18 protein-coding genes are annotated in these 20,396 nt (G+C 66.0%); 8 read left to right on the top strand and 10 right to left on the bottom strand.

Features of this window, described 5'->3' with window-relative positions; translation table 11 throughout:
• Positions 1 to 21 precede the first annotated feature (21 nt).
• A complete protein-coding gene (gene gor / locus MK313_RS05255) occupies positions 22 to 1,431 on the top strand; it encodes a glutathione-disulfide reductase (protein ID WP_287780360.1) in 1,410 nt (469 codons plus the stop codon).
• Positions 1,432 to 1,585: 154 nt separating this feature from the next.
• On the opposite strand, the gene MK313_RS05250 is transcribed toward gor, so the two are convergent.
• Together MK313_RS05250 and purE are read right to left on the bottom strand one after the other, a co-directional pair.
• Positions 1,586 to 2,665 carry a 5-(carboxyamino)imidazole ribonucleotide synthase gene (locus MK313_RS05250; protein ID WP_287780359.1) on the bottom strand — a complete coding sequence of 360 codons (1,080 nt, stop codon included), beginning with the start codon at positions 2,663 to 2,665 and terminating at the stop codon, positions 1,586 to 1,588.
• Positions 2,666 to 2,669: 4 nt separating this feature from the next.
• Positions 2,670 to 3,134, bottom strand: a complete 465-nt coding sequence (gene purE / locus MK313_RS05245) for a 5-(carboxyamino)imidazole ribonucleotide mutase (RefSeq protein WP_287780396.1) — start codon at positions 3,132 to 3,134, stop codon at positions 2,670 to 2,672.
• 377 nt (positions 3,135 to 3,511) lie between these two features.
• Between purE and galU the strand changes: the two genes are divergently transcribed.
• The 4 genes from galU (at position 3,512) to MK313_RS05225 (ending at position 8,746) form a co-directional block, all read left to right on the top strand.
• Complete coding sequence (gene galU, locus MK313_RS05240; protein ID WP_008945335.1) at positions 3,512 to 4,390, top strand: UTP--glucose-1-phosphate uridylyltransferase GalU; 879 nt, start codon at positions 3,512 to 3,514, stop codon at positions 4,388 to 4,390.
• A gap of 33 nt (positions 4,391 to 4,423) precedes the next feature.
• Positions 4,424 to 5,746 carry a UDP-glucose dehydrogenase family protein gene (locus tag MK313_RS05235; protein WP_008945334.1) on the top strand — a complete coding sequence of 441 codons (1,323 nt, stop codon included), beginning with the start codon at positions 4,424 to 4,426 and terminating at the stop codon, positions 5,744 to 5,746.
• Positions 5,747 to 5,768: 22 nt separating this feature from the next.
• The gene (pgmG, locus tag MK313_RS05230; RefSeq protein ID WP_008945333.1) at positions 5,769 to 7,169 is read left to right on the top strand and encodes a phosphoglucomutase/phosphomannomutase PgmG; all 1,401 of its coding nucleotides are present in this window, start codon (positions 5,769 to 5,771) and stop codon (positions 7,167 to 7,169) included.
• Positions 7,170 to 7,342: 173 nt separating this feature from the next.
• Positions 7,343 to 8,746: a methyl-accepting chemotaxis protein gene (locus MK313_RS05225; RefSeq protein WP_008945332.1), complete on the top strand. Its 1,404-nt coding sequence runs from the start codon at positions 7,343 to 7,345 to the stop codon at positions 8,744 to 8,746.
• Between the two features lie 4 nt (positions 8,747 to 8,750).
• Here the strand turns inward: MK313_RS05225 and MK313_RS05220 are convergent, their stop codons facing one another.
• The 3 genes from MK313_RS05220 to MK313_RS05210 all read right to left on the bottom strand — a co-directional run bounded on the left by MK313_RS05220 (position 8,751) and on the right by MK313_RS05210 (position 11,676).
• Positions 8,751 to 10,025, bottom strand: coding sequence for a Y-family DNA polymerase (locus MK313_RS05220; protein WP_287780358.1), 1,275 nt, complete (start codon positions 10,023 to 10,025; stop codon positions 8,751 to 8,753).
• Positions 10,026 to 10,099: 74 nt separating this feature from the next.
• Positions 10,100 to 10,591, bottom strand: coding sequence for a TIGR02444 family protein (locus MK313_RS05215; RefSeq protein WP_287780357.1), 492 nt, complete (start codon positions 10,589 to 10,591; stop codon positions 10,100 to 10,102).
• A gap of 2 nt (positions 10,592 to 10,593) precedes the next feature.
• Complete coding sequence (locus tag MK313_RS05210; RefSeq protein WP_287780356.1) at positions 10,594 to 11,676, bottom strand: ATP-dependent 6-phosphofructokinase; 1,083 nt, start codon at positions 11,674 to 11,676, stop codon at positions 10,594 to 10,596.
• Between the two features lie 112 nt (positions 11,677 to 11,788).
• On the opposite strand from MK313_RS05210, the gene MK313_RS05205 reads away from it, so the two are divergent.
• A complete protein-coding gene (locus tag MK313_RS05205) occupies positions 11,789 to 11,992 on the top strand; it encodes a YdcH family protein (RefSeq protein ID WP_008945328.1) in 204 nt (67 codons plus the stop codon).
• 180 nt (positions 11,993 to 12,172) lie between these two features.
• Here MK313_RS05205 and MK313_RS05200 read toward each other — a convergent pair whose 3' ends face one another.
• From MK313_RS05200 to MK313_RS05185, 4 genes are all read right to left on the bottom strand, one after another.
• Positions 12,173 to 12,898 carry a DnaJ domain-containing protein gene (locus MK313_RS05200; RefSeq protein ID WP_287780355.1) on the bottom strand — a complete coding sequence of 242 codons (726 nt, stop codon included), beginning with the start codon at positions 12,896 to 12,898 and terminating at the stop codon, positions 12,173 to 12,175.
• A 9-nt stretch (positions 12,899 to 12,907) separates the two neighbouring features.
• Positions 12,908 to 13,636, bottom strand: a complete 729-nt coding sequence (locus MK313_RS05195; protein ID WP_287780354.1) for a VWA domain-containing protein — start codon at positions 13,634 to 13,636, stop codon at positions 12,908 to 12,910.
• A 90-nt stretch (positions 13,637 to 13,726) separates the two neighbouring features.
• Positions 13,727 to 14,605, bottom strand: a complete 879-nt coding sequence (locus MK313_RS05190; RefSeq protein WP_008945325.1) for a division plane positioning ATPase MipZ — start codon at positions 14,603 to 14,605, stop codon at positions 13,727 to 13,729.
• Between the two features lie 70 nt (positions 14,606 to 14,675).
• Complete coding sequence (locus tag MK313_RS05185; protein WP_287780353.1) at positions 14,676 to 16,733, bottom strand: molybdopterin oxidoreductase family protein; 2,058 nt, start codon at positions 16,731 to 16,733, stop codon at positions 14,676 to 14,678.
• 88 nt (positions 16,734 to 16,821) lie between these two features.
• Here MK313_RS05185 and MK313_RS05180 point away from each other — a divergent pair, with 88 nt between their 5' ends.
• The gene (locus MK313_RS05180; RefSeq protein WP_287780352.1) at positions 16,822 to 17,940 is read left to right on the top strand and encodes an NAD(P)/FAD-dependent oxidoreductase; all 1,119 of its coding nucleotides are present in this window, start codon (positions 16,822 to 16,824) and stop codon (positions 17,938 to 17,940) included.
• Here the strand turns inward: MK313_RS05180 and gph are convergent.
• Entirely contained in the window at positions 17,937 to 18,602 is a 666-nt protein-coding gene (gene gph / locus MK313_RS05175) for a phosphoglycolate phosphatase (RefSeq protein WP_287780351.1), read from the bottom strand. The two genes, MK313_RS05180 and gph, sit on opposite strands and share 4 nt — an antisense overlap.
• A gap of 77 nt (positions 18,603 to 18,679) precedes the next feature.
• Here gph and glmU point away from each other — a divergent pair, with 77 nt between their 5' ends.
• Entirely contained in the window at positions 18,680 to 20,023 is a 1,344-nt protein-coding gene (gene glmU / locus MK313_RS05170; protein WP_287780350.1) for a bifunctional UDP-N-acetylglucosamine diphosphorylase/glucosamine-1-phosphate N-acetyltransferase GlmU, read from the top strand.
• The last annotated feature ends 373 nt before the right edge of the window (positions 20,024 to 20,396 follow it).

The raw sequence follows: 20,396 nt of genomic DNA, 5'->3' as shown, positions 1-20,396 counted from the left end.
CGGCAGCCGGAAAGGAAGATCATGGCCGAGGACAGCAAGGCCCAAGGCAGCACCCGCTACGACTACGACCTCTTCGTCATCGGCGCCGGGTCTGGCGGCGTGCGCGCCAGCCGGATTTCCGCGCGGCACGGCGCGCGGGTGGCGATTTGCGAGGATTACCGGGTCGGCGGCACCTGCGTCATCCGCGGCTGCGTACCGAAGAAGCTGCTGGTCTATGCCTCGCATTTCCACGGCGATTTTGAGGATGCCGCCGGCTTCGGCTGGACCGTCGGCGAGAGCGCGCATGACTGGACGCGGCTGATCGAGCGCAAGAACACCGAGATCGACCGGCTGAACGGCATCTATCTGCGGCTGCTGAAGGATGCCGGGGTGGAGCTGATCGACGGGCGCGGCACGCTGATCGACGCGCACACGGTGGAGGTGGCCGGCAAGCGCTATACCGCCGACAAGATTCTGGTAGCCACCGGCGGTTGGCCGGAAATGCCCGATATTCCGGGCATCGAGCATGCCATCACCTCCAACGAGGCGCTGGAGATGATGGCGCTGCCGCGCCGCATCGTCATCGTCGGCGGCGGTTATATCGCGGTGGAGTTTGCCGGCATCTTCAATGGCTTGGGCGCCGATGTTCGACTGGTCATTCGCCGCGACCTGCCGCTGCGCGGCTTTGACGAGGATGTGCGCGTGGCGCTCACTGAGGAACTGACCAAGCAGGGCATTACGCTGGTGCCGAACACCAACATCCGCAGCATCGAGAAGACGAAGGACGGGCTCAGCCTGCTGACCGACAGCGGCGAGACCATCGCCTGCGATGCGGTGATGTACGCCACTGGCCGCGCGCCCAACACCAAGGGCATCGGGCTGGAGGAAGTTGGCGTGCATCTGAACAAGGCCGGCGCCATCGCGGTGGACGAATATTCCCGCACCACGGTGGAGAATATCTATGCCGTGGGTGACGTGACCGACCGCATCGCGCTGACCCCGGTCGCCATCGCTGAGGGGCATGCCTTCGCCGATACGGTGTTCGGCGGCAAGCCGCGCAAGGTGGACCACACCAACGTGCCGGCCGCCGTGTTCAGCCAGCCGCCGGTCTCCACGGTCGGGTTGAGCGAGGAACAGGCGCGCCTGACCTATGACAAGGTCGATGTCTATGTCTCGCGCTTCAAGCCGATGAAGCACACGCTCTCGGGCCGCGACGAGCGCACCATGATGAAGCTGGTGGTCGATGCCGGCAGTGGCCGGGTGGTTGGCTGTCATATGGTCGGCGCCGACGCGCCGGAGATCGTGCAGGGCATCGGCATCGCCGTTAAGGCGGGCGCGACCAAGGCGGATTTCGACGCCACCATCGGTATCCACCCGACGGCGGCGGAGGAGTTCGTCACCATGCGCGAGAAGCGCCCGGACCCGGAGGACGCGGCCAGGGCGGCGGAGTAGGTGCTACTTCCGGAAAGCCGGTAAAGCTTCCGAATTTTCTCTTCGTCACCCTCGGGCTTGACCCGAGGGCCCATCTGGCTGTGCGGTTTGCTCGGTAAATTGATGGTCGGATCAAGTCCGACCATGACGAAGGAGAAAGAAGGCCGCGAAGCCGCTACTTCCGCACGATGCGGTTCACATGGCCCATCTTGCGGCCGGGGCGGGCTTCCGCCTTGCCGTAGAGATGCAGCTTCGCGGCGGGGTCGCGCAGAATCTCCAGCCAGTCATGGGCTTCGTCGCCGATCAGGTTCTTCATTTCGGCATCGCCATAGCGTTCGACCGATCCCAGCGGCAGGCCGCACACCGCGCGCACCATCTGCTCGAACTGGCTGGTCACGCAGGCATCCATCGTCCAGTGGCCGGAATTGTGCGGCCGAGGTGCAATCTCGTTCATCAGCACGCGACCGTCTTCCGTGACGAACATCTCGACCGCCAGCAACCCGACCAGGTCCAGCGCCTCGGCCATCTTGCGGGCGATCTCCTCCGCTTCGGCGACGAGCGCGGGCGGGATTGGCGCCGGGACGATGGTGGTGTCGAGGATGTGGTTCACATGGCGGTTCTCGACCGGCGGATAGCACAGCGTCTGGCCGTCCAGCCCGCGCGCCACGATGACCGAGATTTCCATGTGGAAACTGACGAACCCTTCCAGGATCGCCGGCTGGCCGCCGATGGCCGCCCAGGCGTCATCCGGATTGGTGCCGGGCAGGATCTTCGTCTGGCCCTTGCCGTCATAGCCCATGCGCCGCGTCTTCAGCACAGAAGGCGTGCCGATGGCGGCAATGGCGGAGGCCAGCTCGTCGGCGGCGCCCACGGCGCGGAACGGGGCCGTGCCGATACCCAGATTGGCGGCGAACTCCTTCTCGCGCAGCCGGTCCTGCGCGACGCGCAGCGCTTCCGGGCCGGGGCGGACCGGCACCCTCTCCATTAGGAACTCCGCGGCCTCGACCGGGACATTCTCGAACTCGTAGGTCACCACATCGATGGAGGCCGCGAAGGCTTCCAGCGCGGCCCGGTCGGTATAGTCGGCAATGGTGGTGGCGGCACAAACCTGACTGGCCGGGCTGTCCTGCTCGGGTGTCAGCACATGCACCTTGTAGCCCAGATTGGCGGCGGCCAGTGCTGTCATCCGCCCCAACTGCCCGCCGCCCAGCATGCCGATGGTGGCGCCGGGGGCGATAATGTCCTTGCCTGCCATGATCTTATGCTTCGTCGCTGGGAATCTCGGCGACCTTGTCGGTCTGTTCGGCGCGGAACGCGTCCAGCGCTGCGGCCACTTTCGGGTCCAGGTGGGCAATGACGGAAGCCGCGATCAGCGCCGCATTGATGGCGCCGGCCTTGCCGATCGCCAGCGTGCCGACCGGCACACCACCGGGCATCTGCACGATGGACAGCAGGCTGTCCATGCCGGACAGCGCCTTGCTCTCGATGGGTACGCCGAACACCGGCAGCGCCGTCATGGAGGCAACCATGCCGGGCAGGTGCGCCGCACCGCCGGCTCCGGCGATCACCGCCTTCAGCCCGCGTGCCCGCGCTGTCTCGGCATACTCCACCAGCCGTTTCGGGGTGCGGTGCGCGGAGACGATGCGGCATTCGTGGGGCACGCCCAGCCGCTCCAGAATCTCCGAGGCATGGCGCATGGTCGGCCAGTCGGACTGGCTGCCCATGATGATGCCGACCGCCGGCTTGTCGTCTGCTTTCGTCACGCCCTGCAGGCTCCCTCTTCAGGGTGGGGTCTGCACGGGCCGGCTGCGGCCCGCGAAACGGGAAAGCGCGGCATTATAGGGGGTGCCAAGGGGCTGGCAAGTGCGCAGGTGCGAAGGGTCCGGTTCCGGGGCGGCGGTTGCTTCATGCCCCCGGTCTGTGGCACATAGAGGGCCAATTTCGGGCCAGTTGGCGCAGTTGAAGGAGGGTCGGGGGAAAGCAGCAGGCTTGCCGTTCAAGGTATCGAATTACCTTAATTATGGCCTTTGCTTCGGAACGTCTTTCCGCCTCCGCGCGTTTGCACTGCAACAAGCCCGTACAGCAACATTAGGAGTATCCAATGGCAAAACCCGTGCGCAAGGCAATCTTCCCGGTCGGTGGTCTGGGAACCCGTTTCTTGCCGGCGACGAAGGCGATGCCGAAGGAGATGCTGCCCGTCGTGGATCGTCCGCTGATCCAGTACGCGGTGGACGAGGCGCGCGCCGCCGGTATCGAGGAGTTCATCTTCGTGACCGGGCGCGGCAAGGGCGCCATCGAGGATCATTTCGACCATTCCTACGAGTTGGAAGATTCTCTGCGCGAGCGTGGCAAGGAGAAGGAACTGAAGCTGCTGGACGATATGCTGATGCGTCCCGGCCAGGTTGCCTATCTGCGCCAGCAGGAGCCGATGGGCCTGGGCCATGCCGTCTGGTGCGCGCGCACGCTGGTCGATGATGACGAGCCGGTTGCCGTGCTGCTGGCCGACGATCTGATCCTCGCCGAGGAATCCTGCCTTGCCCAGATGGTCGAGGCCTATCACGAGACCGGCGGCAACATCCTGGCGGTCATGGATGTGCCGAAGGAGCAGACCAAGGCCTATGGCGTGGTCTCTCCCGGCGAGACCAGCGCCGATGGCCGGCTGGTCGAGGTGAAGGGGCTGGTCGAGAAGCCGGAACCGGACAAGGCGCCGTCCACCCTGGCCGTCATCGGCCGCTACATCCTGCAGCCCGATGTGTTCAAGCATCTGGCGAAGGGGCAGAAGGGCGCGGGCGGAGAAATCCAGCTGACCGACGCGATGGCGGATATGATCGGCGAACATCCGTTCCACGGGCTGCGCTTCGATGGCCAACGCTTCGATTGCGGCAGCAAGATCGGCTTCCTGGAGGCGAACATCGCCTTCGGTCTGGAGCGCGAGGACATGGCCGGCGATCTGCGCGAGATCCTGAAGAACTACCGCTAAACCCGGTTTGCTTGAGAGCCAGGAGAATACGGCATGCGCGTCGCGATAATCGGCACAGGCTATGTCGGCCTGGTCTCGGGGGCCTGCTTTGCGGAGTTCGGTTTCGACGTCACCTGCGTCGATAAGGACAAGGGCAAGATCGACCGGCTGCTGCAGGGCGAGATGCCGATCTACGAGCCGGGGCTGGATACGCTGGTCGCCGGCAATGTGAAGGCCGGGCGGCTCAGCTTCGGAACCGAGCTGAAACCGGCGGTGGCGGCGGCGGATGCCGTCTTCATCGCGGTCGGCACGCCCAGCCGGCGCGGCGATGGCCATGCCGACCTCAGCTATGTCTATGCTGCCGCCAAGGAAATCGCCGAGGCGATGGACGGCTACACGGTGGTGGTCACGAAGTCCACCGTGCCGGTCGGCACCGGGCGCGAGGTCGAGCGGATCATCCGGGAGACAAGGCCGGATGCCGATTTCGATGTCGCCTCCAACCCGGAATTCCTGCGCGAAGGGGCGGCCATTGGCGACTTCATGCGGCCGGACCGCGTGGTCATCGGCGCCGAAAGCCCGAGGGCTCAGGCGGTGATGCGCGAGCTGTACCGGCCGCTGTTCCTGATCGAGACGCCCATCGTCATGACCTCGCTGGAGACCAGCGAGATGATCAAATACGCGGCCAATACCTTCCTCGCCACCAAGATCACCTTCATCAACGAGATCGCCGATCTGTGCGAGAAGCTGGGCGCAGATGTGCACGATGTTGCCAAGGGAATCGGCCTGGACGGGCGCATCGGGCGCAAGTTCCTGCATCCGGGGCCGGGCTATGGCGGCTCCTGCTTTCCCAAGGATACGCTGGCGCTGGTGCGCACCGCGCAGGAGGCCGGCAGCCCGCTGCGCATCGTCGAGACGGTGGTGGACATCAATGACCGGCGCAAGCGGCAGATGGCCGACAAGATCGTTGCCTTCATGGATGGTTCCGTCGCCGGCAAGACCATCGCCGTGCTGGGTGTCACCTTCAAGCCGAACACTGACGATATGCGCGACGCGCCCAGCCTTGTGATCCTGCCGGCGCTGATCGCGGCGGGGGCGACGGTCCGCGCCTATGATCCGGTCGGCATGGAGGAGGCGGCGCGCCATATCGAGGGTGTCGCCTGGTGCGAGGGCGCCTACGAGGCGATGGACGGGGCCGACGCGGCGGTGGTGCTGACCGAGTGGAACGAGTTCCGCGGCCTGTCCGTTGAGCGTATGAAACAGTCGCTCGCCCGGCCGGTCATGATCGACCTGCGCAATATCTATGAGCCGAAGGATATGGCCGAGGCCGGTTTCCGCTATACTTGCGTCGGGCGCCCCACGCCCGGCTTTGAAAAATAAAGAAAAAGGAAGGCACGCCTTCATGACCGATACGGCTGACGCGACCGGACACCGCTTCGACCCCACCATCCTGCGCGAGTACGATATCCGCGGAATCGTCGGCAAGACGCTCTCCGCCGAGGATGCGCGCGCCATCGGCCGGTGCTTCGGCACGCTGGTCCGGCGCAAGGGTGGCAAGTCGGTCGCGGTCGGCTATGACGGGCGCCTCAGTTCGCCGATGCTGGAAGCCGCCCTTGTCGAGGGTCTGGCGGCCAGCGGCGTGGATGTGCGCCGCATCGGTCTCGGGCCGACGCCGATGCTGTATTTCGCCGTCTATCACCTGCATGCCGATGGCGGCATCATGCTGACCGGCTCGCACAATCCGCCGGACTATAACGGCTTCAAGATGATGCTGGGGCACGAGCCGTTCTTCGGCGCGGATATCCAGCGCCTGGGCAAGCTGGCGGCCAGCGGCGATTTCGAGAGCGGCCAGGGCGCGGTCAGCCGGCACGACATCGTGCAGGATTACGCCGACCGGCTGATGCGGGATTACCGCGAAGGCAGGCAGTTGAAGATCGTCTGGGACAGCGGCAATGGTGCCGGCGGTCCGCTGGTGAACGAAATCTGCATGCGCCTGCCCTCCAGCCATGTGCTGCTGAATGTCGAGGTGGACGGCACCTTCCCGAACCACCATCCCGATCCGACCGTGCCGGAGAATCTGGAACAGCTGATGGAGGCGGTGGCCGAGCACAAGGCCGACCTCGGTATCGCGCTGGATGGCGATGGCGACCGCATCGGCGTGATTGACGGCAAGGGTCGCATCCTGTGGGGCGACCAGCTGATGATCGTGCTGGCCCGCGCCATGCTGGCCGAACGGCCCGGCGCCACTATCATCGCCGATGTGAAGGCCAGCCAGGCGCTGTATGACGAGATCGCCAAGGCCGGCGGCGAGCCGCTGATGTGGCGCACCGGCCATTCCCTCATCAAGACCAAGATGAAGGAAGTGAAGTCGCCGCTGGCCGGCGAGATGAGCGGCCATATCTTCTACGCCGACACCTATTACGGCTTCGACGATGCGCTTTATGCCGCGATCCGGCTGATCGAGATCCTCGCCAATGGCGATCAGAGCCTGGCCGAGATGCGCGACACGCTGCCGGAGATGGTGAACACGCCGGAGCTGCGCTTCCCCTGCGCCGAAGAGCGGAAATTCAAGGTCGCGGGCGAAGTGAAGGAATGGCTGAAGGGCCGCCCCGGCGTCGAAGTGAACGATGTCGATGGCGTGCGTGTGAAGACCGCGGATGGCTGGTGGCTGCTGCGCGCCTCCAACACACAGGACGTCCTGGTCGCGCGCTGCGAGGCGAAGGATGAGGCCGGGCTGGCCCGGCTGAAGCAGGCGCTGGGCGAGGCACTGCGGGCTGTCGGCATGGAGCCGCCGTCTTTCTGATTATCTACTTGATAACACTCCTGACAACTTGAGCGGGCTGCCGGGAGCGGCGGGTATGTCTTATATTCGGCTGACACTTTATTAACATTTCTCTGTTATTCTTGATGCCCCAAAACAAAAAAATCGGGGCGACAGGGAAGATGAGTGCAGTCGAAGGAGAGGGAGTGGCCTTGATGGACGATCATCAAGGCAAAGCAGCCCGCGTCGAACGCGATGCGCTGCAGAAGATCGCCGAACAGGTGGGCGATCTGGGAATTGAGATCGCCGATATCTCGGGTGCTGTCGGCGATGTCGATGGCCGCGTGCAGCGCGAGGCGGAAGTCTTCGTCGATATCCGGAAGACAGCCGCCGAGATGGCGGCGCAGAACCAGCAGGTTGCGGCGGTCGCGCGCACGGTTTCGGAGGTCACTGACGGGGCCTCGCGGCAGATCGCCGAGTCGCGTGACCGGATCGGCACATCCATCAACGATATTCAGGACCTGGTCTCGGCGGTGGCGGAAATCCATGCCCAGGTGGATGGGCTGCGCGAGGCGCTGGCCAAGGTCGGCACCGTGGCGCAGGAGATCGCGACCATCGCCAAGCAGACCAATCTGCTGGCGCTGAACGCCTCCATCGAGGCAGCGCGGGCCGGCGATGCCGGCAAGGGGTTCGCGGTGGTCGCCGCCGAGGTGAAGCAGCTGGCCGGGCAGACGGCGGCGGCGACGCAGGATATCAACCTCACCCTCACGCAGCTGGCGATGGAATCCGACCAGCTGATCCAGCGCAGCGAATCGGCGGCCTCCAAGGCCGATGCGGTGCGGGAGGGGGCGTCCTCCATCGGCCATGTCATGGCCGGGGTGGGCGAGGCGATCTCCAGCGTTGGCAACGAAACGGCCGTCATCACAGCCTCGGCCGGGGAGATCGATGAGCGTTGTGGGAAGTTCCTTTCCGCCATCGACGAGATGGCGGAGGATGTCGAGCATTCCAGCCACGACCTCACCAAGGCGCGGGAACGGATCGACAAGCTGGTGACCGTGACCGAAAGCCTGATCGCCATTACCGCCGGGGCCGGCATTGAGACGCTGGATACGCCTTTCATCGACATGGCGAAGGAAGCGGCGCGGCGGATCGGCGAGGCGTTCGAGGCCGGCATCGCCGCCGGTACGGTTACCGAGGCCGATCTGTTCGACCGCGACTACAAGCCGGTCGCCGGCAGCAATCCGCAGCAGTTCATGACGCGCTTCACCCTGTTCACCGACAAGGTGCTGCCACCAATCCAGGAGCCGGTGGCGGCGCGCGACAGCCGCATCGTGTTCTGTGCCAGCGTTGACGAGAATGGCTACCTGCCGACGCACAACAACAAGTTCTCGCAGCCGCAAGGCAGCGATCCGGTCTGGAACGCCGCCAACTGCCGCAACCGGCGGATGTTTAACGACCGGGTGGGGCTGGCGGCCGGGCGCAGCACCACGCCCTTCCTGCTGCAGACCTATCGCCGCGACATGGGCGGCGGGCAGTTCGCGATGATGAAGGATTGTTCGGCGCCGATCTTCGTGCGCGGCCGGCACTGGGGCGGGGTGCGCGTCGCCTACAAGATTTAAGCCGTCACTCGCTGAATTCCTCCCGCTCGGGAATACGGGTGAAGGCCACCTTGGCGCCGGCATATTCCAGCCCGACCTTGGGCAGCAGCCCCAGCGTGACGGTGTCGGAGCCGTATTTGCCGTTCAGCCTGTCCAGCGCGCCGGCCAGCTTGCCGCGGAGATTCTGGCGGTGCTGGCGGCCGGGCTCGGCGGCGGCGAAGAGGTCGGGCGCCTGCTGCTCGACCGGCGCCAGCCCCAGCAGCGTGACCGAGACCTTCTTCACCAGCCCGCTGCCGCCGACCGGGCGATACTCGCGCCACAGCGCCTCGAACGCGGCCAGCAGGGCGAAACTGTCCTGCGTCGCTTCCACCAGCCGCATCTCTCCCGCCCAGCGCAACCCGGTTTCCAGCCGCGCCGAGCAGGCCAGCGCCGAGGCGGTCAGCCCGTAGCGCCGCAGCCGTCCGGCTGCCTTGGCCAGCAGCCGCCTAGCGACCTGCCGTGCCTCGTCCGGCGCGCGCATGGCGGGCGGCAGGATGCGGCTGTGCCCGATCGTCCGCTTCGCCGCTGGCGGGGCTTCCGGAATATCGACGCCGTGCAACCCGTACCAGAACCGCTCGCCGGCCACGCTGCCCCAGATTTTCCGGGCATGCTTGGGCTGCAATGCCGCGAGGTCGCGCACCGAATACACCCCGGCGGCATTCAGCCGGCGTTCCATGTTCGGGCCGATGCCGGCAAGGTCGCGCAGGTCCAGATTGAAGAAGCGGTCCGGCAGTTCCCCCGGCCGCACTACCACCAGCCCGTCCGGCTTCTGCATGTCGCTGGCGACCTTGGCGGCGAAGTGGCTGGTCGCGATGCCGATGGAGCAGCGCAGGCATTCGCCGACATTGTCCAGGATGCCGCGCTTCAGCCGGCGGGCGAGAGCGACGGCCTTTTCCGGTTCGCGCTCATCGCCCAGCAGCTCGCAGGCCATCTCGTCGATGGAGCCGACGCTGGAAACCGGGATGTGGTTGTTGATCTCCTTCAGGATCAGATGATGGTACTCGACATAGAGTTCATGCCGGGCCGGCACCAGCACGATGCCGGGGCACAGCCGGCGCGCCTCCCACACCGGGGTGCCGGTCTTCACGCCGCGGGCCTTGGCTTCATAGCTGGCGGCAATGATGCAGGTGGTCTCCGACTTCAGCGGCAGCACGCCGACCGGGCGGCCGCGCAGCCTTTGCTCCGCCTGCTGCTCGACGCTGGCGAAATAGGCGTTCAGGTCGAGAAACAGCCATTTCAGATAAGGCGTGCGCGGCAGCATGGGGCATCTCGTCCGGGATTATCGGACGGGTAGCTCTAGCATGAAAAGAACAAAAACAGAACAAATATCATCGGTCAGTCGAGATGGCTGGCCAGCTGGTCGAGCTGGCTGGCGCTGTCTTCCACATCGCAAAGTGCCGCCAGAAGCCGCAAGTTGGCCACGGCAGCCCGCCGGGCGGGCGGGGGAACGGGCCCGTCCTGCCGCGCCAGCGCGTCCAGTGCCTGCTGTTGCAGCCTCTCGGCCTCCAGCTCGGCATCGGCGATGCGCTTGCGTAGGTCCTGTACTCCGGCATCGGGGAAGGGCGGGAAGCCGGGTTTCAACCGGCGGCGCAGGGCGCGCAGGGGCTGCACCATGTCCGCACGCCAGGGGGCGGTCAGGTCGATGGCGGTCTGAATCTGTGCCGCGCTCAGGGTATCGCCGCGCCAGCAGCAATAAAGCACCAGATTCACATCCAGCCCGTGGCTGTCCTGCAGCGCAAGGCAGGTCTCTGCCACGCCGGGCCGGCCATAGAAATCCAGCGAGAAGGACCAGAAGTCAGGGGCTGAAGGCGAGGGCGCCGGAGGCATGGCTAGTCCCCGAAGGAGATGCCGAGCTGCCGGGCGGTTTCCACCATCACCCCCTCGGGATCGACGCGGTGCGACTTGTCCACGATCTCGGTGAGCGGCACTTCCACCGTCTGGCGGTTCTGCCAGGCGACCATGCGGTCGAACCGGTCGGCGGCCACCATATCCACCGCATGCGCGCCGAACACGCTGGCCAGCAGCCGGTCCTGCGGCACCGCCTCGGCGCCGCGCTGCACATGGCCCAGCACGGTCACGCGCACCTCTGCCCCGGTCAGCCGTTCCACCGCCTCACCGATATACTGGCCGATACCGCCATAGCGGGTTTCGCCGCTTCCATGGGTCTGCATGATGGCGGTTCCGTCTTCGGTCCGGACCGCCTCGGCGACGATGATGAGGGCGAAGTTGCGCCCGGCGGCCCGTACCGCCTTCACCTTTTCCGCCACCTTTTCGGCGCTGTAGGGGATTTCCGGGATCAGGATCACGTCAGCCCCGCCGGAAATGCCGGCATTCAGCGCGATATGGCCGGCATCGCGGCCCATCACCTCCAGCACCATCACGCGGTCATGGCTGGCCGCCGTCGGCTGCAGCCGGTCCAGCGCCTCGATGGCGACCTGCACGGCCGTCGCATAGCCCAGCGCGTTCTCGGTCTGCGCCACGTCATTGTCGATGGTCTTGGGGATGCCAACGAGCGGAATGCCGCCCTGCTGCGCCAGCCGGCGCAGGATGGCGAGGCTGCCATCGCCGCCGATGCCAATCAGCGCGTCCAGCCCCAGCGAGCGATAGCCGGCGATCACCTCCTCCGAGCGGTCCTTACGGCTGCCATCCGGCATCGGGAAGGCGAAGGGATTGCCGGTGTTAACCGACCCCAGCAGCGTGCCGGCGCGGCGCAGATAGCTGGTGTCGAACAGCTCGGGGGTCAGTTCCACTGTCTGTGGCGGTGTCTGCATCAGGCCGGCTGTGCCATAGCGGATGCCGGTCACGCGCCAGCCCTGGCCAAGGCAGGCATGCAGCGTGACGGCGCGGATGCAGGCATTGAGGCCGGCGCAATCGCCGCCGCTGGTCAGGATACCGATATGTTTCTTGCTCATGCGTCGAAGCTTACCCTTTTCCTGCGGTCAGGAGTCTGGCAATAAAGCAGAAAGTAGGGCCGCGGCGACAGGGGGGACGCCGCCGCCGGCACCGATTTGGATTACGCCAGCCATGAGCGAAGACGAAGATCGCCTGAAGGAGCGGCTCGAAGAGCTGCGCACCGAGCACCGGGATCTCGACGAGGTGATCGCCCGCCTGTCCGAGCAGGTACCGTTCGACCAGATCAAGCTGCAGCGCCTGAAGAAGCGCAAGCTGATCCTGAAGGACCTGATCGCCCGCGTGGAATCCGAGCTGCTGCCCGACATCATCGCGTAAGCGGGGGACGACGCTAAAACTCGGTCGTTATTCCCGGGCTTGTCCCCCATGGGCGTTTGGGGAATCCAGGGTTCAGCTTACTCGACCGACGATCCAGCGAGCGGAAGCCTGGACCCCCGCAACAAGTGCGGGGGTGACGGGGAGGGATAAAAAGGCCGAAGACGGCGGATCTAAGTCCCGCTACTTCTTCCCCAGCAGCACGTCCTTGGCGCGGTTGATCTGCGCGGCGAGGTAGGTGGAGCCGCCATGGTCCGGGTGGTTCGCCAGCATCAGCCGGCGGTGGGCCTCGCGGATCTCCTGCGGCGTGGCGTCGGGTCCGACCCCCAGAATCTCGCGGGCCTGGTCGGTTGTCATCGATCCGCCAGCTGGCTGTCGGGGCTCTTCCGACGCGGTTTCTGCCCCAAAGCTCTCGCGCCAGTCCGGGCCGCGCATCCGGTCGAGATAGGCTTCCAGCACCTGTGCGGATTGCGCGTCGGCGCCATGGCACTCGCTCAGCAGCGCGGCCATTTCGGCGTCGCTCAGCGTGTCCAGCGAGCGGTTGCGGAACGGACCTTCCAGGACATGGCCATGCATTTCGCCGCTGTCATGGTCGAGGCGCATGGACAGCAGCCGGGTGACGATCTCCGAGCTTTGGCCCCGTGTTGGACCCTGCGCCGCCTTGGCGGCATTCCGTACCGATTGCAGGATGCCGCGCCAGCGCAGGATGAAGGGGATCAGGCCGCCGGCGAGGGCGATCAGATAGCCCAGCTGCCCGCGTACGAACAGGATGCCGACAGCGGCGACCAGCAGAACGGCAGCGGACCATTTCAGCGCGCTGGCAACCTTCTTCGGTTCGGCACTGGCCAGCCAGCGTGCGGCCAGCAGCAGTCCGAGCAGCAGGGCGAGGCCGAGAATGAGATATGGCATCGCCCGGTTTTACGCCTGTCCCAGCCGGCTTGTCAGCATCAGCGCGGCCCCGCCCTTGCGCTTGCCGTAGGATTCCAGCGCCCGATAGCCGCCCGCCGCATAGACCGCGACAGCGGACAAGAGGTCGCGGAGCTGCTGCGCGCTGGAGGCGTCGAACGGGCAATAGGCGCCCTTGGTCAGCCGGGCGATTTCCTCGAAGGCGCGGCGCGCGACGGGCTCTCCGCCTTCGTGGAACAGGAAGGCGGGCACCCCCAGCAGGCCCAGCTCCCCGGCGACCTGGCAGACGCGGTCGATATCCTCCTCGAAACAGTCGCCGACGAAGACCAGCGCCTGCACCTTGTTCTGCCGGGTTTCCGCAATCGTGTGCTGCAGCAGCCGGCCGATCTGGGTCTGCCCGCCGCGGCACTGCACCGCCGTCATCCGGCCCAGCAGCGCCTCGGCGTCGGACAGCCACGGGCTGGCGTCAAATTCATGGAAGCCGCGATAATAGGCGAGCTGGATATCGAGTCCGCCGAGCGCGGCCGTTTCGCGGAACATCTCGCCCTGGATCTGGCAGGCGGTATCCCAGCTCGGCTGGCGGCTTGCGGTGGCGTCCATGGCGAAGATCAGTCGCCCGCGCCGACCCTGCGGCACCGGCTTCGGGGTGGCCGCGAGCCGTTGCAGGAAGGCCTCTACCTGCGACTGGCTGGACAGCGTCCTGGTGCCCGTGCCGGGCAGTTTCGTCTTGTCGGAAACCATGAAGCTCCGCCATTCCAACGGGAAATCCGCTTCCCATTATGTTGGTGTGGCAGGGCAAACTTCCAGCCCGATCAGCCGGCAGGCAGAAGGTTACTCGGCGGCGCGGCGCTGCTGCTTGGGCTGGCGCTCCGGCAGGGCCAGCGCCTCGACCAGGGCACGGACTTCCTGCCGGGCGGCGACATGCGACATGCTGGCGCTTTCGCCGGCTTCCAGCAGGTCCAGCATGGTCAGCCCGCGCGGGAACAGCTCGCGGTAGATCACGCGCTCGCTGATGCCTGGCGCCATGCGGAAGCCGACGCGCCGGGTCAGCGCGTTCATCACATCGGCGATGTCCTGCTTGTTGCGGGCATTCAGGTTGGACAGCCGGTTGCGCACCACCACCCAGTCGATGGAGCTGCGGTCACGCTGCATGCGCGCCTTGCGCTGCTCGAACACCATCTCGCTGTAGACCGACAGTTTCTCGACATTGCGGCCGGTGGCATCGACTGTCGCCAGCATGTCGAGATCGAGGAAGCTGTCATTCATCGGCGTGACCAGCGTGTCGGCATGGGAATGCGCGAGACGGCCGAGATAGGTGTTCGCACCCGGCGTATCGATCACGACGAAGTCGCACAGCACGCGCATTTCGGCATAGAGCTGGTCGAACCGGTCCCTGTCCTCCGCCTCGGCCTCCGCGCGCGTCGGCAGTTCGCTGGGCTGCAGGAACTGGTGGCGGGGCAGGGGCAGCGGTTCCCCGGCGGCGGCAGACCGGCGCCGGTTGTTGATATAGCGCGTCAGCGTGCCCTGGCGGGCGTCCAGATCCAGCGTGCCGACCTCATAACCGTCGCGCAGCAGCGACACGATGATGTGCATGGCCGTGGTGGACTTGCCGGAGCCGCCTTTCTCATTTCCGACCACGATGACATGGGCCGGTTTGGCGGGTGGCCAGCTGTCTTCTTCAGGCAGGGGCGTGGACTCGGCAAGCGACATGGCGCGACTAAATCTCGTTGTCGTTATGTTATCTTCATACTTTGGGTTGTGTTTGTGTGCAAGCGATCAGTTACTCTGCGGCTCTTAGCCACACCGACGTATCATGGAACACGGCACCGCCATTCGGCCCGCCCGGATCGGCGCTGACCAGCGCGTTGATGCCCACCCCCTCCACAAAGGCATGGTTCGGCCAGACGCTCTCGCAGATCAGCGTGCCCCGGTTCACCCCGTCGAACGGCTTTGCATGCAGGGCGACGCTGGCGCGGTCATTGCCGATCCGCACCAGCTGGCCATCCGACAGGTCAAGCGCGGCCATATCGCCGGGATGGATCATCAGGGTCGGCCGGCCCTCGCGCTTCGTGCTGGTCGGTGTTTCGGTGAAGCTGGTGTTCAGGAAGTTGCGGGCCGGTGCGGTGACCAGCCGGAAGGGCCGGTCCGCCGTCGCACTGTCGATCAGCCCGCAATGGTCGGGCAGGGCGGGCAGGCCGGCATGGTGCGGGCCCATCGCCGTCCAGTCTGGCCGGAAGCGAAACTTGCCATCGGGATGGCCGAAGCCATTGCGGAAATGCATGGTCTCGAAATCGCCGATGGCGTCGTGCCAGTGTTTCTGCCAGACGGTTTCCGCGTCCGGCCACCCGGAGGCGCGCAGGGTGGCATCCAGCATCTCCCAGGCGCTCATGCCGAAGCCGGGATGCTCGGCGCCCAGCCTTTTCGCCAGTTCGCAGATCACCCAGTGGTTTTCTCGCGCCTCGGCATAAGGCTCGATCGCCTTGCGGCCGATCTGGATGTAGGAGTGCGCGCTGGCCTGGTAGAGATCGTCATGCTCCAGGAACGTCGTGGCTGGCAGTACGATATCGGCCAACTGCGCGGTCTCGGTCATGAACTGTTCATGCACCACGGTGAACAGGTCGGCGCGGCGAAGGCCCTTGTTCACCAGCAAGCTTTCCGGCGCCACCGTGGCGGGGTTGGTATTCTGGATCAGCAGCGCCGTCACCGGCGGGCCGTTCCGCAGGGCCTCCGCATCGCCGGTGAGCACCCGGCCGATCTGCGACTGGTCCAGCACCCGCACCGACCGGTCGATCCGGTCCAGTCCCTCGATCAGGCTCTTGTCCCAGCGGTAGATGGCGCTCTGCCCATAGAGCGCGCCGCCGCCCTTATGCTGCCAGGCGCCGGTGATCGCCGGCAGGCAGGTGACGGCATGCATCTGCGCCGCGCCGTTGCGGCTGCGGGTGAAGCCATAGCCGGCGCGGATGTAGCTGCGCGGCGTTGCCCCGTAGAGCCTTGCAAAGGCGCGGATATTCTCCGCCGGTACGCCGCAGATCGCCGCCGCCCATTCCGGCGTGCGGCGGGCCAGATGGGCTTCCAGTTCCGCCGGCACATCGGTATAGCGGGCGAGATAGTCGCGGTCGGCGAAGCCTTCGGCGAACAGCACCTGCATGATGCCGCAGGCCAGCGCCGCATCGGTGCCGGGGTTCACGCACAGGAAGATATCGGCCTGCTCGGCGGTCGCGGTGCGGTAGGTATCGATGACCGCCAGCTTCGCACCACGTTCCTTGCGGGCGCGGGTCACATGGGTCATCACATTGACCTGGGTATGCACCGGATTGCCGCCCCAGATGACGATCAGGTCGCTTTCGGACATCTCCCGCGAATCCGGTCCGCCCTTGCGGCCGGTGCCGGCCAGCCAGCCGGCGTCTGAGAGAGCGTTGCAATAAGTCGAATGCTGGCCGGAATAGCGCATGACATGGCGCAGCCGGTTGATGCCGTCGCGCTGCACCAGCCCCATCGTGCCGGCATAGTAGAACGGCCAGACCGTCTCGCTGCCGTGGCGCTGGGCGGCCTTCAGGAAGGCATCGGCGATCTCGTCCAGCGCGTCTTCCCAGCTGATTTCCTGCCAGTTTCCGCTGCCCTTTTCGCCGGTGCGGCGCAGCGGTTTCGCCAGCCGGTCTGGATGATGCACGCGTTCTGCATATCTTGCGGTCTTGGCGCAGACGACTCCGGCGGTGTAGCTATTGTCCTGCGCGCCCCGCACCCGTCCGATGGTGTGGGCATCCAGCCGCTCGACCTCCAGCGCGCAGGTGCTGGGGCAGTCGTGCGGGCATACCGAGTGAACGATATCGAGTGGCATCGACAGTGACCCTTGCTTGTATTCCAACGACAGTAGCGAAGCTGCGGAAACGCGGCAATTACTCCCGGCGAAGCGGGGGAGCGGCGCGATGAGCGATCATGTTGAATGCATCGTCGTCGGCGCCGGTGTCGTTGGGCTCGCCGTCGGGCGGGCGCTGGCGATGTCCGGCCACGAGGTGATCGTGCTGGAAAAGGCCGAGGCCATCGGCACCGAGACCAGTTCCCGCCATTCCGAGGTGGTGCATGCCGGCATCTATTATCCGCCGGGCAGCCTGAAGGCAGAACTGTGCGTGCGCGGCAAGCATCTGCTCTATGATTTCATGGAAAGCCGGGGCGTGCCGCACAGCAGGCTGGGCAAGCTGATCGTCGCCACCTCGGACGACCAGATGCCGGCGCTGGAACAGATCAAACAGCGCGCGGCGGCCAATGGCGTGCCGGACCTGGAATGGCTGACACCGGCGCAGGTGAAGGCGCTGGAGCCGGCGGTGGAGAGTGTCGGCGCGCTGATTTCGCCCTCGACCGGTATTCTGGACAGCCATTCCTACATGCTGGCGCTGCAGGGCGAGGCGGAAGATCGCGGCGCGATGCTGGCCTTCCACACGCCGGTCCTGTCGGGCCGGGTCAGAGGAAATGGCAGTTTCGAGATCGAGACCGGTGGCGACAGCCCGATGGCGCTGTCCTGCGATATTCTGGTGAATGCGGCGGGGCTGTACGCGCAGGCGCTGGGCCGTGCCATCGAAGGCATCCCGGCGGAGACCGTGCCGCCCGCCTATTTCTGCAAGGGCAATTACTACACCCTGTCCGGCGTGAAAACGCCGTTCAAGCGGCTGATCTACCCGGCACCGGAACAGGCCGGCCTCGGCGTTCATGTGACGCTGGATCTGGGCGGACAATGCCGTTTCGGGCCTGATGTCGAATGGATCGATGGTATCGATTACGATGTCGACCCGGGCCGGGCGGAGAAATTCTACGCCGCCGTGCGGAAATACTGGCCCGGCTTGCCGGATGGGGCGCTGCAACCGGGCTATGCCGGCATCCGCCCGAAGATCCAGGCGCCGGGCGAGCCGGCGAAGGACTTCATGATCCAGGGGCCGCGGGATCACGGCATCGCCAACCACATTGCGCTCTATGGTATCGAATCGCCGGGGGTGACCTCCTCGCTGGCGATTGCCGAGAAGGTGATGGCGCTGCTGGACGAGGCGGCCTAACCGAGGGTTATCAGCGCCTCCGGCAGGTCGGCGAAACGCTCCAGCACCAGCGCGGCGCCCAGCTCCGCCACCGGCACCCGCGGATAGCCATAGGCCATGGCGATGAAGGGCACGCCGCAGCCCACCGCGACGGCGGCGTCATTCTCATTGTCGCCGATCATCGCGCTGCTGGCCCGCGTGCCGCCCAGCCGCTCCAGTACGGCCTGCAGATGCCCGGCATCGGGCTTGCGCACTGGCAGAGCATCGCCGCCGACAACGCAATCGAACAGCCCCTGTAGTCCAAGCTGCGGCAGCAGGGTTTCGGTTGCCTGCTGCGGCTTGTTGGTGCAGAGGCCCAGCCGGAACCCCTCCGCCTTCAGCCGCGCCAGCGTCTCGGCCACGCCGGGATAGAGCTGCGCCGGTGTGGCCGGGATCGCCTCGTAAATCTCCAGAAACCGCGCAATATAGCGGACGGTTTCTTCTTCCGGCGCCTCATCACCGGTCGCGGCGAGCGCCCGGCCCACCAGCAGCCGCACGCCGTCGCCGATGAAGCCCTTCACCTGTGCCAGCGTGACCGCCGGACGGTCCAGCTCCGCCAGCAGCCGGTTCAGCGCAGCGCAAAGGTCGGGCGCGCTGTCGATCAGCGTGCCGTCGAGGTCGAAGGCGAGGGTGGTGCGGGACATGGGAATACTCAAGGATGTTGCTGTGGAAGGCGCGCAACGATAGAACCGGAAGTCCCGATGATCCAAGGTCTTTGACGATGAGCGATTACCAGCCGAGCCAGTCTGTCGCTGCCGTGATCCTTGCCGCCGGCAAGGGCACGCGGATGAAGTCGGACCTGCCGAAGGTGCTGCACCCCATCGCCGGGCGGCCGATGATCCGTCATCTGCTGGCGACAGTGGAGGCGCTGGAGCCGGCCCGGATCGTTGTGGTGACGGGGCAGGAGGGCGAGGCGGTGGCTAAAGCCGTGACGCCGCACGCGACCGCCCTGCAGGATCCGCCTTTGGGCACCGGCCATGCGGTGATGGCGGCGCTGCCGGCATTGGAAGGGTTCAACCGGGGCACCGTCTTGACGCTGGCCGGCGGCGATCCTTTCGTCTCCGAGGCGACGCTGCGTGCCATGCTGGCAAAGCGCGAGGTCGGGGCCGCCGTGGTGGTGGTCGGCTTCCGTCCGGCCGATCCGGCACGCTATGGGCGGCTGGTCACGGATGCCGCCGGCGGGCTGGAGCGGATCGTGGAATTCGCCGAAGCATCACCAGAGGAACGCGCCATAAGCCTCTGTAATGGCGGCTATATGGCCATCGATGCAGCCCTGTTGCGGGAGTTGCTGCGCGCCATCGGCAACGACAATGCCAAGGGCGAATATTACCTGACCGACATCATCGCGGCGGCGCGGGCGCGGGGGCATTCCTGCGCCGTGGTCGAATGCCCAGAGTCGGAAGTGATGGGTATCGACACCCGCATGGACCTTGCGGTGGCGGAGAAGATCGCGCAGCAGGCGCTGCGCCGCCGGGCAATGGAGAATGGCGCCACCCTGGCTGACCCGGACAGCGTGCATCTGTGCTGGGACACGAAGCTGGGCCGCGACGTGACCATCGGGCCGTTCTGCGTGTTCGGGCCGGGTGTGGAGGTCTCGGACACGGTCGAAATCCGCGCCTTCAGCCATCTGGAAGGGGCAAGGGTGGAGAGCGGCGCGGTGGTCGGCCCCTATGCGCGGCTGCGGCCAGGGGCGGTTATCGGACCGGATGCCCATGTCGGGAATTTCGTCGAGGTGAAGAATGCCAGCCTCGGCAAGGGGGCGAAGGCCAATCACCTGACCTATCTGGGCGATGCCTCGGTCGGTGCCGGCAGCAATATTGGCGCGGGGACCATCACCTGCAATTATGACGGATTCGCCAAGCACCGCACGGAGATCGGGGAGGGGGTCTTCATCGGCTCCAACTCGGCGCTGGTCGCCCCGGTGAGTGTGGGCGACGGCGCCATGGTGGCGGCGGGCAGCACCATCACCAAGGATGTGCCGGCGGACGCGCTGTCGGTCGCGCGCGGCAAGCAGACGGACCTTGCAGGCGCCGCCAAGCGCTTCCGTGACAAGCGGAAGAAATAGATTAATTCCCCCTCACCCGGTTCGCTGACGCTCACCACCCTCTCCCGCGAGGGGAGAGGGTTACAAAGTTGCCCCTCTTACTTCCCTCTCCCCTGGAGGGAGAGGGTTGCGCAGCCTTGTGAGCGAAAGCGAATTAGGCGGAGCTGGGTGAGGGGGAAAGGCCGCCTCATTTCCCGTCGTCATTCCCGGCCTTGTGCCGGGAATCCAGGGTTCAGCTTACTCGACAGAGTTTCAGTAAGCGGAGGTCTGGACCCCCGCAATAAATGCGGGGGTGACGGACAGAGTGATAGGGGGCTCCGCCGGCATTCCAGCCATGATCTCGCCCTGAGGAGCCGGCGACAAGCCGGCGTCTCGAAGGGCATGGCCGGCATTG

The organism is Oceanibaculum sp. (assembly GCF_022449305.1).
GTDB classification, from domain to species: domain Bacteria; phylum Pseudomonadota; class Alphaproteobacteria; order Oceanibaculales; family Oceanibaculaceae; genus Oceanibaculum; species Oceanibaculum indicum.
Note: the sequence above shows the minus strand (reverse complement) of the source record. Positions and strands in the feature narration are given on the sequence as shown.

Bases quoted from the DNA above. Each gene is read 5' to 3' on its own strand.
- MK313_RS05180 (WP_287780352.1), top strand. From the start codon at position 16,822: ATGAGCGATCATGTTGAATGCATCGTCGTCGGCGCCGGTGTCGTTGGG.
- gor (WP_287780360.1), top strand. From the start codon at position 22: ATGGCCGAGGACAGCAAGGCCCAAGGCAGCACCCGCTACGACTACGAC.
- MK313_RS05225 (WP_008945332.1), top strand. From the start codon at position 7,343: ATGGACGATCATCAAGGCAAAGCAGCCCGCGTCGAACGCGATGCGCTG.
- galU (WP_008945335.1), top strand. From the start codon at position 3,512: ATGGCAAAACCCGTGCGCAAGGCAATCTTCCCGGTCGGTGGTCTGGGA.
- pgmG (WP_008945333.1), top strand. From the start codon at position 5,769: ATGACCGATACGGCTGACGCGACCGGACACCGCTTCGACCCCACCATC.
- MK313_RS05250 (WP_287780359.1), bottom strand. From the start codon at position 2,665: ATGGCAGGCAAGGACATTATCGCCCCCGGCGCCACCATCGGCATGCTG.
- MK313_RS05185 (WP_287780353.1), bottom strand. From the start codon at position 16,733: ATGCCACTCGATATCGTTCACTCGGTATGCCCGCACGACTGCCCCAGC.
- purE (WP_287780396.1), bottom strand. From the start codon at position 3,134: ATGGGCAGCCAGTCCGACTGGCCGACCATGCGCCATGCCTCGGAGATT.
- MK313_RS05200 (WP_287780355.1), bottom strand. From the start codon at position 12,898: ATGCCATATCTCATTCTCGGCCTCGCCCTGCTGCTCGGACTGCTGCTG.
- MK313_RS05235 (WP_008945334.1), top strand. From the start codon at position 4,424: ATGCGCGTCGCGATAATCGGCACAGGCTATGTCGGCCTGGTCTCGGGG.
- glmU (WP_287780350.1), top strand. From the start codon at position 18,680: ATGAGCGATTACCAGCCGAGCCAGTCTGTCGCTGCCGTGATCCTTGCC.
- MK313_RS05220 (WP_287780358.1), bottom strand. From the start codon at position 10,025: ATGCTGCCGCGCACGCCTTATCTGAAATGGCTGTTTCTCGACCTGAAC.
- MK313_RS05195 (WP_287780354.1), bottom strand. From the start codon at position 13,636: ATGGTTTCCGACAAGACGAAACTGCCCGGCACGGGCACCAGGACGCTG.
- gph (WP_287780351.1), bottom strand. From the start codon at position 18,602: ATGTCCCGCACCACCCTCGCCTTCGACCTCGACGGCACGCTGATCGAC.
- MK313_RS05215 (WP_287780357.1), bottom strand. From the start codon at position 10,591: ATGCCTCCGGCGCCCTCGCCTTCAGCCCCTGACTTCTGGTCCTTCTCG.
- MK313_RS05190 (WP_008945325.1), bottom strand. From the start codon at position 14,605: ATGTCGCTTGCCGAGTCCACGCCCCTGCCTGAAGAAGACAGCTGGCCA.
- MK313_RS05210 (WP_287780356.1), bottom strand. From the start codon at position 11,676: ATGAGCAAGAAACATATCGGTATCCTGACCAGCGGCGGCGATTGCGCC.
- MK313_RS05205 (WP_008945328.1), top strand. From the start codon at position 11,789: ATGAGCGAAGACGAAGATCGCCTGAAGGAGCGGCTCGAAGAGCTGCGC.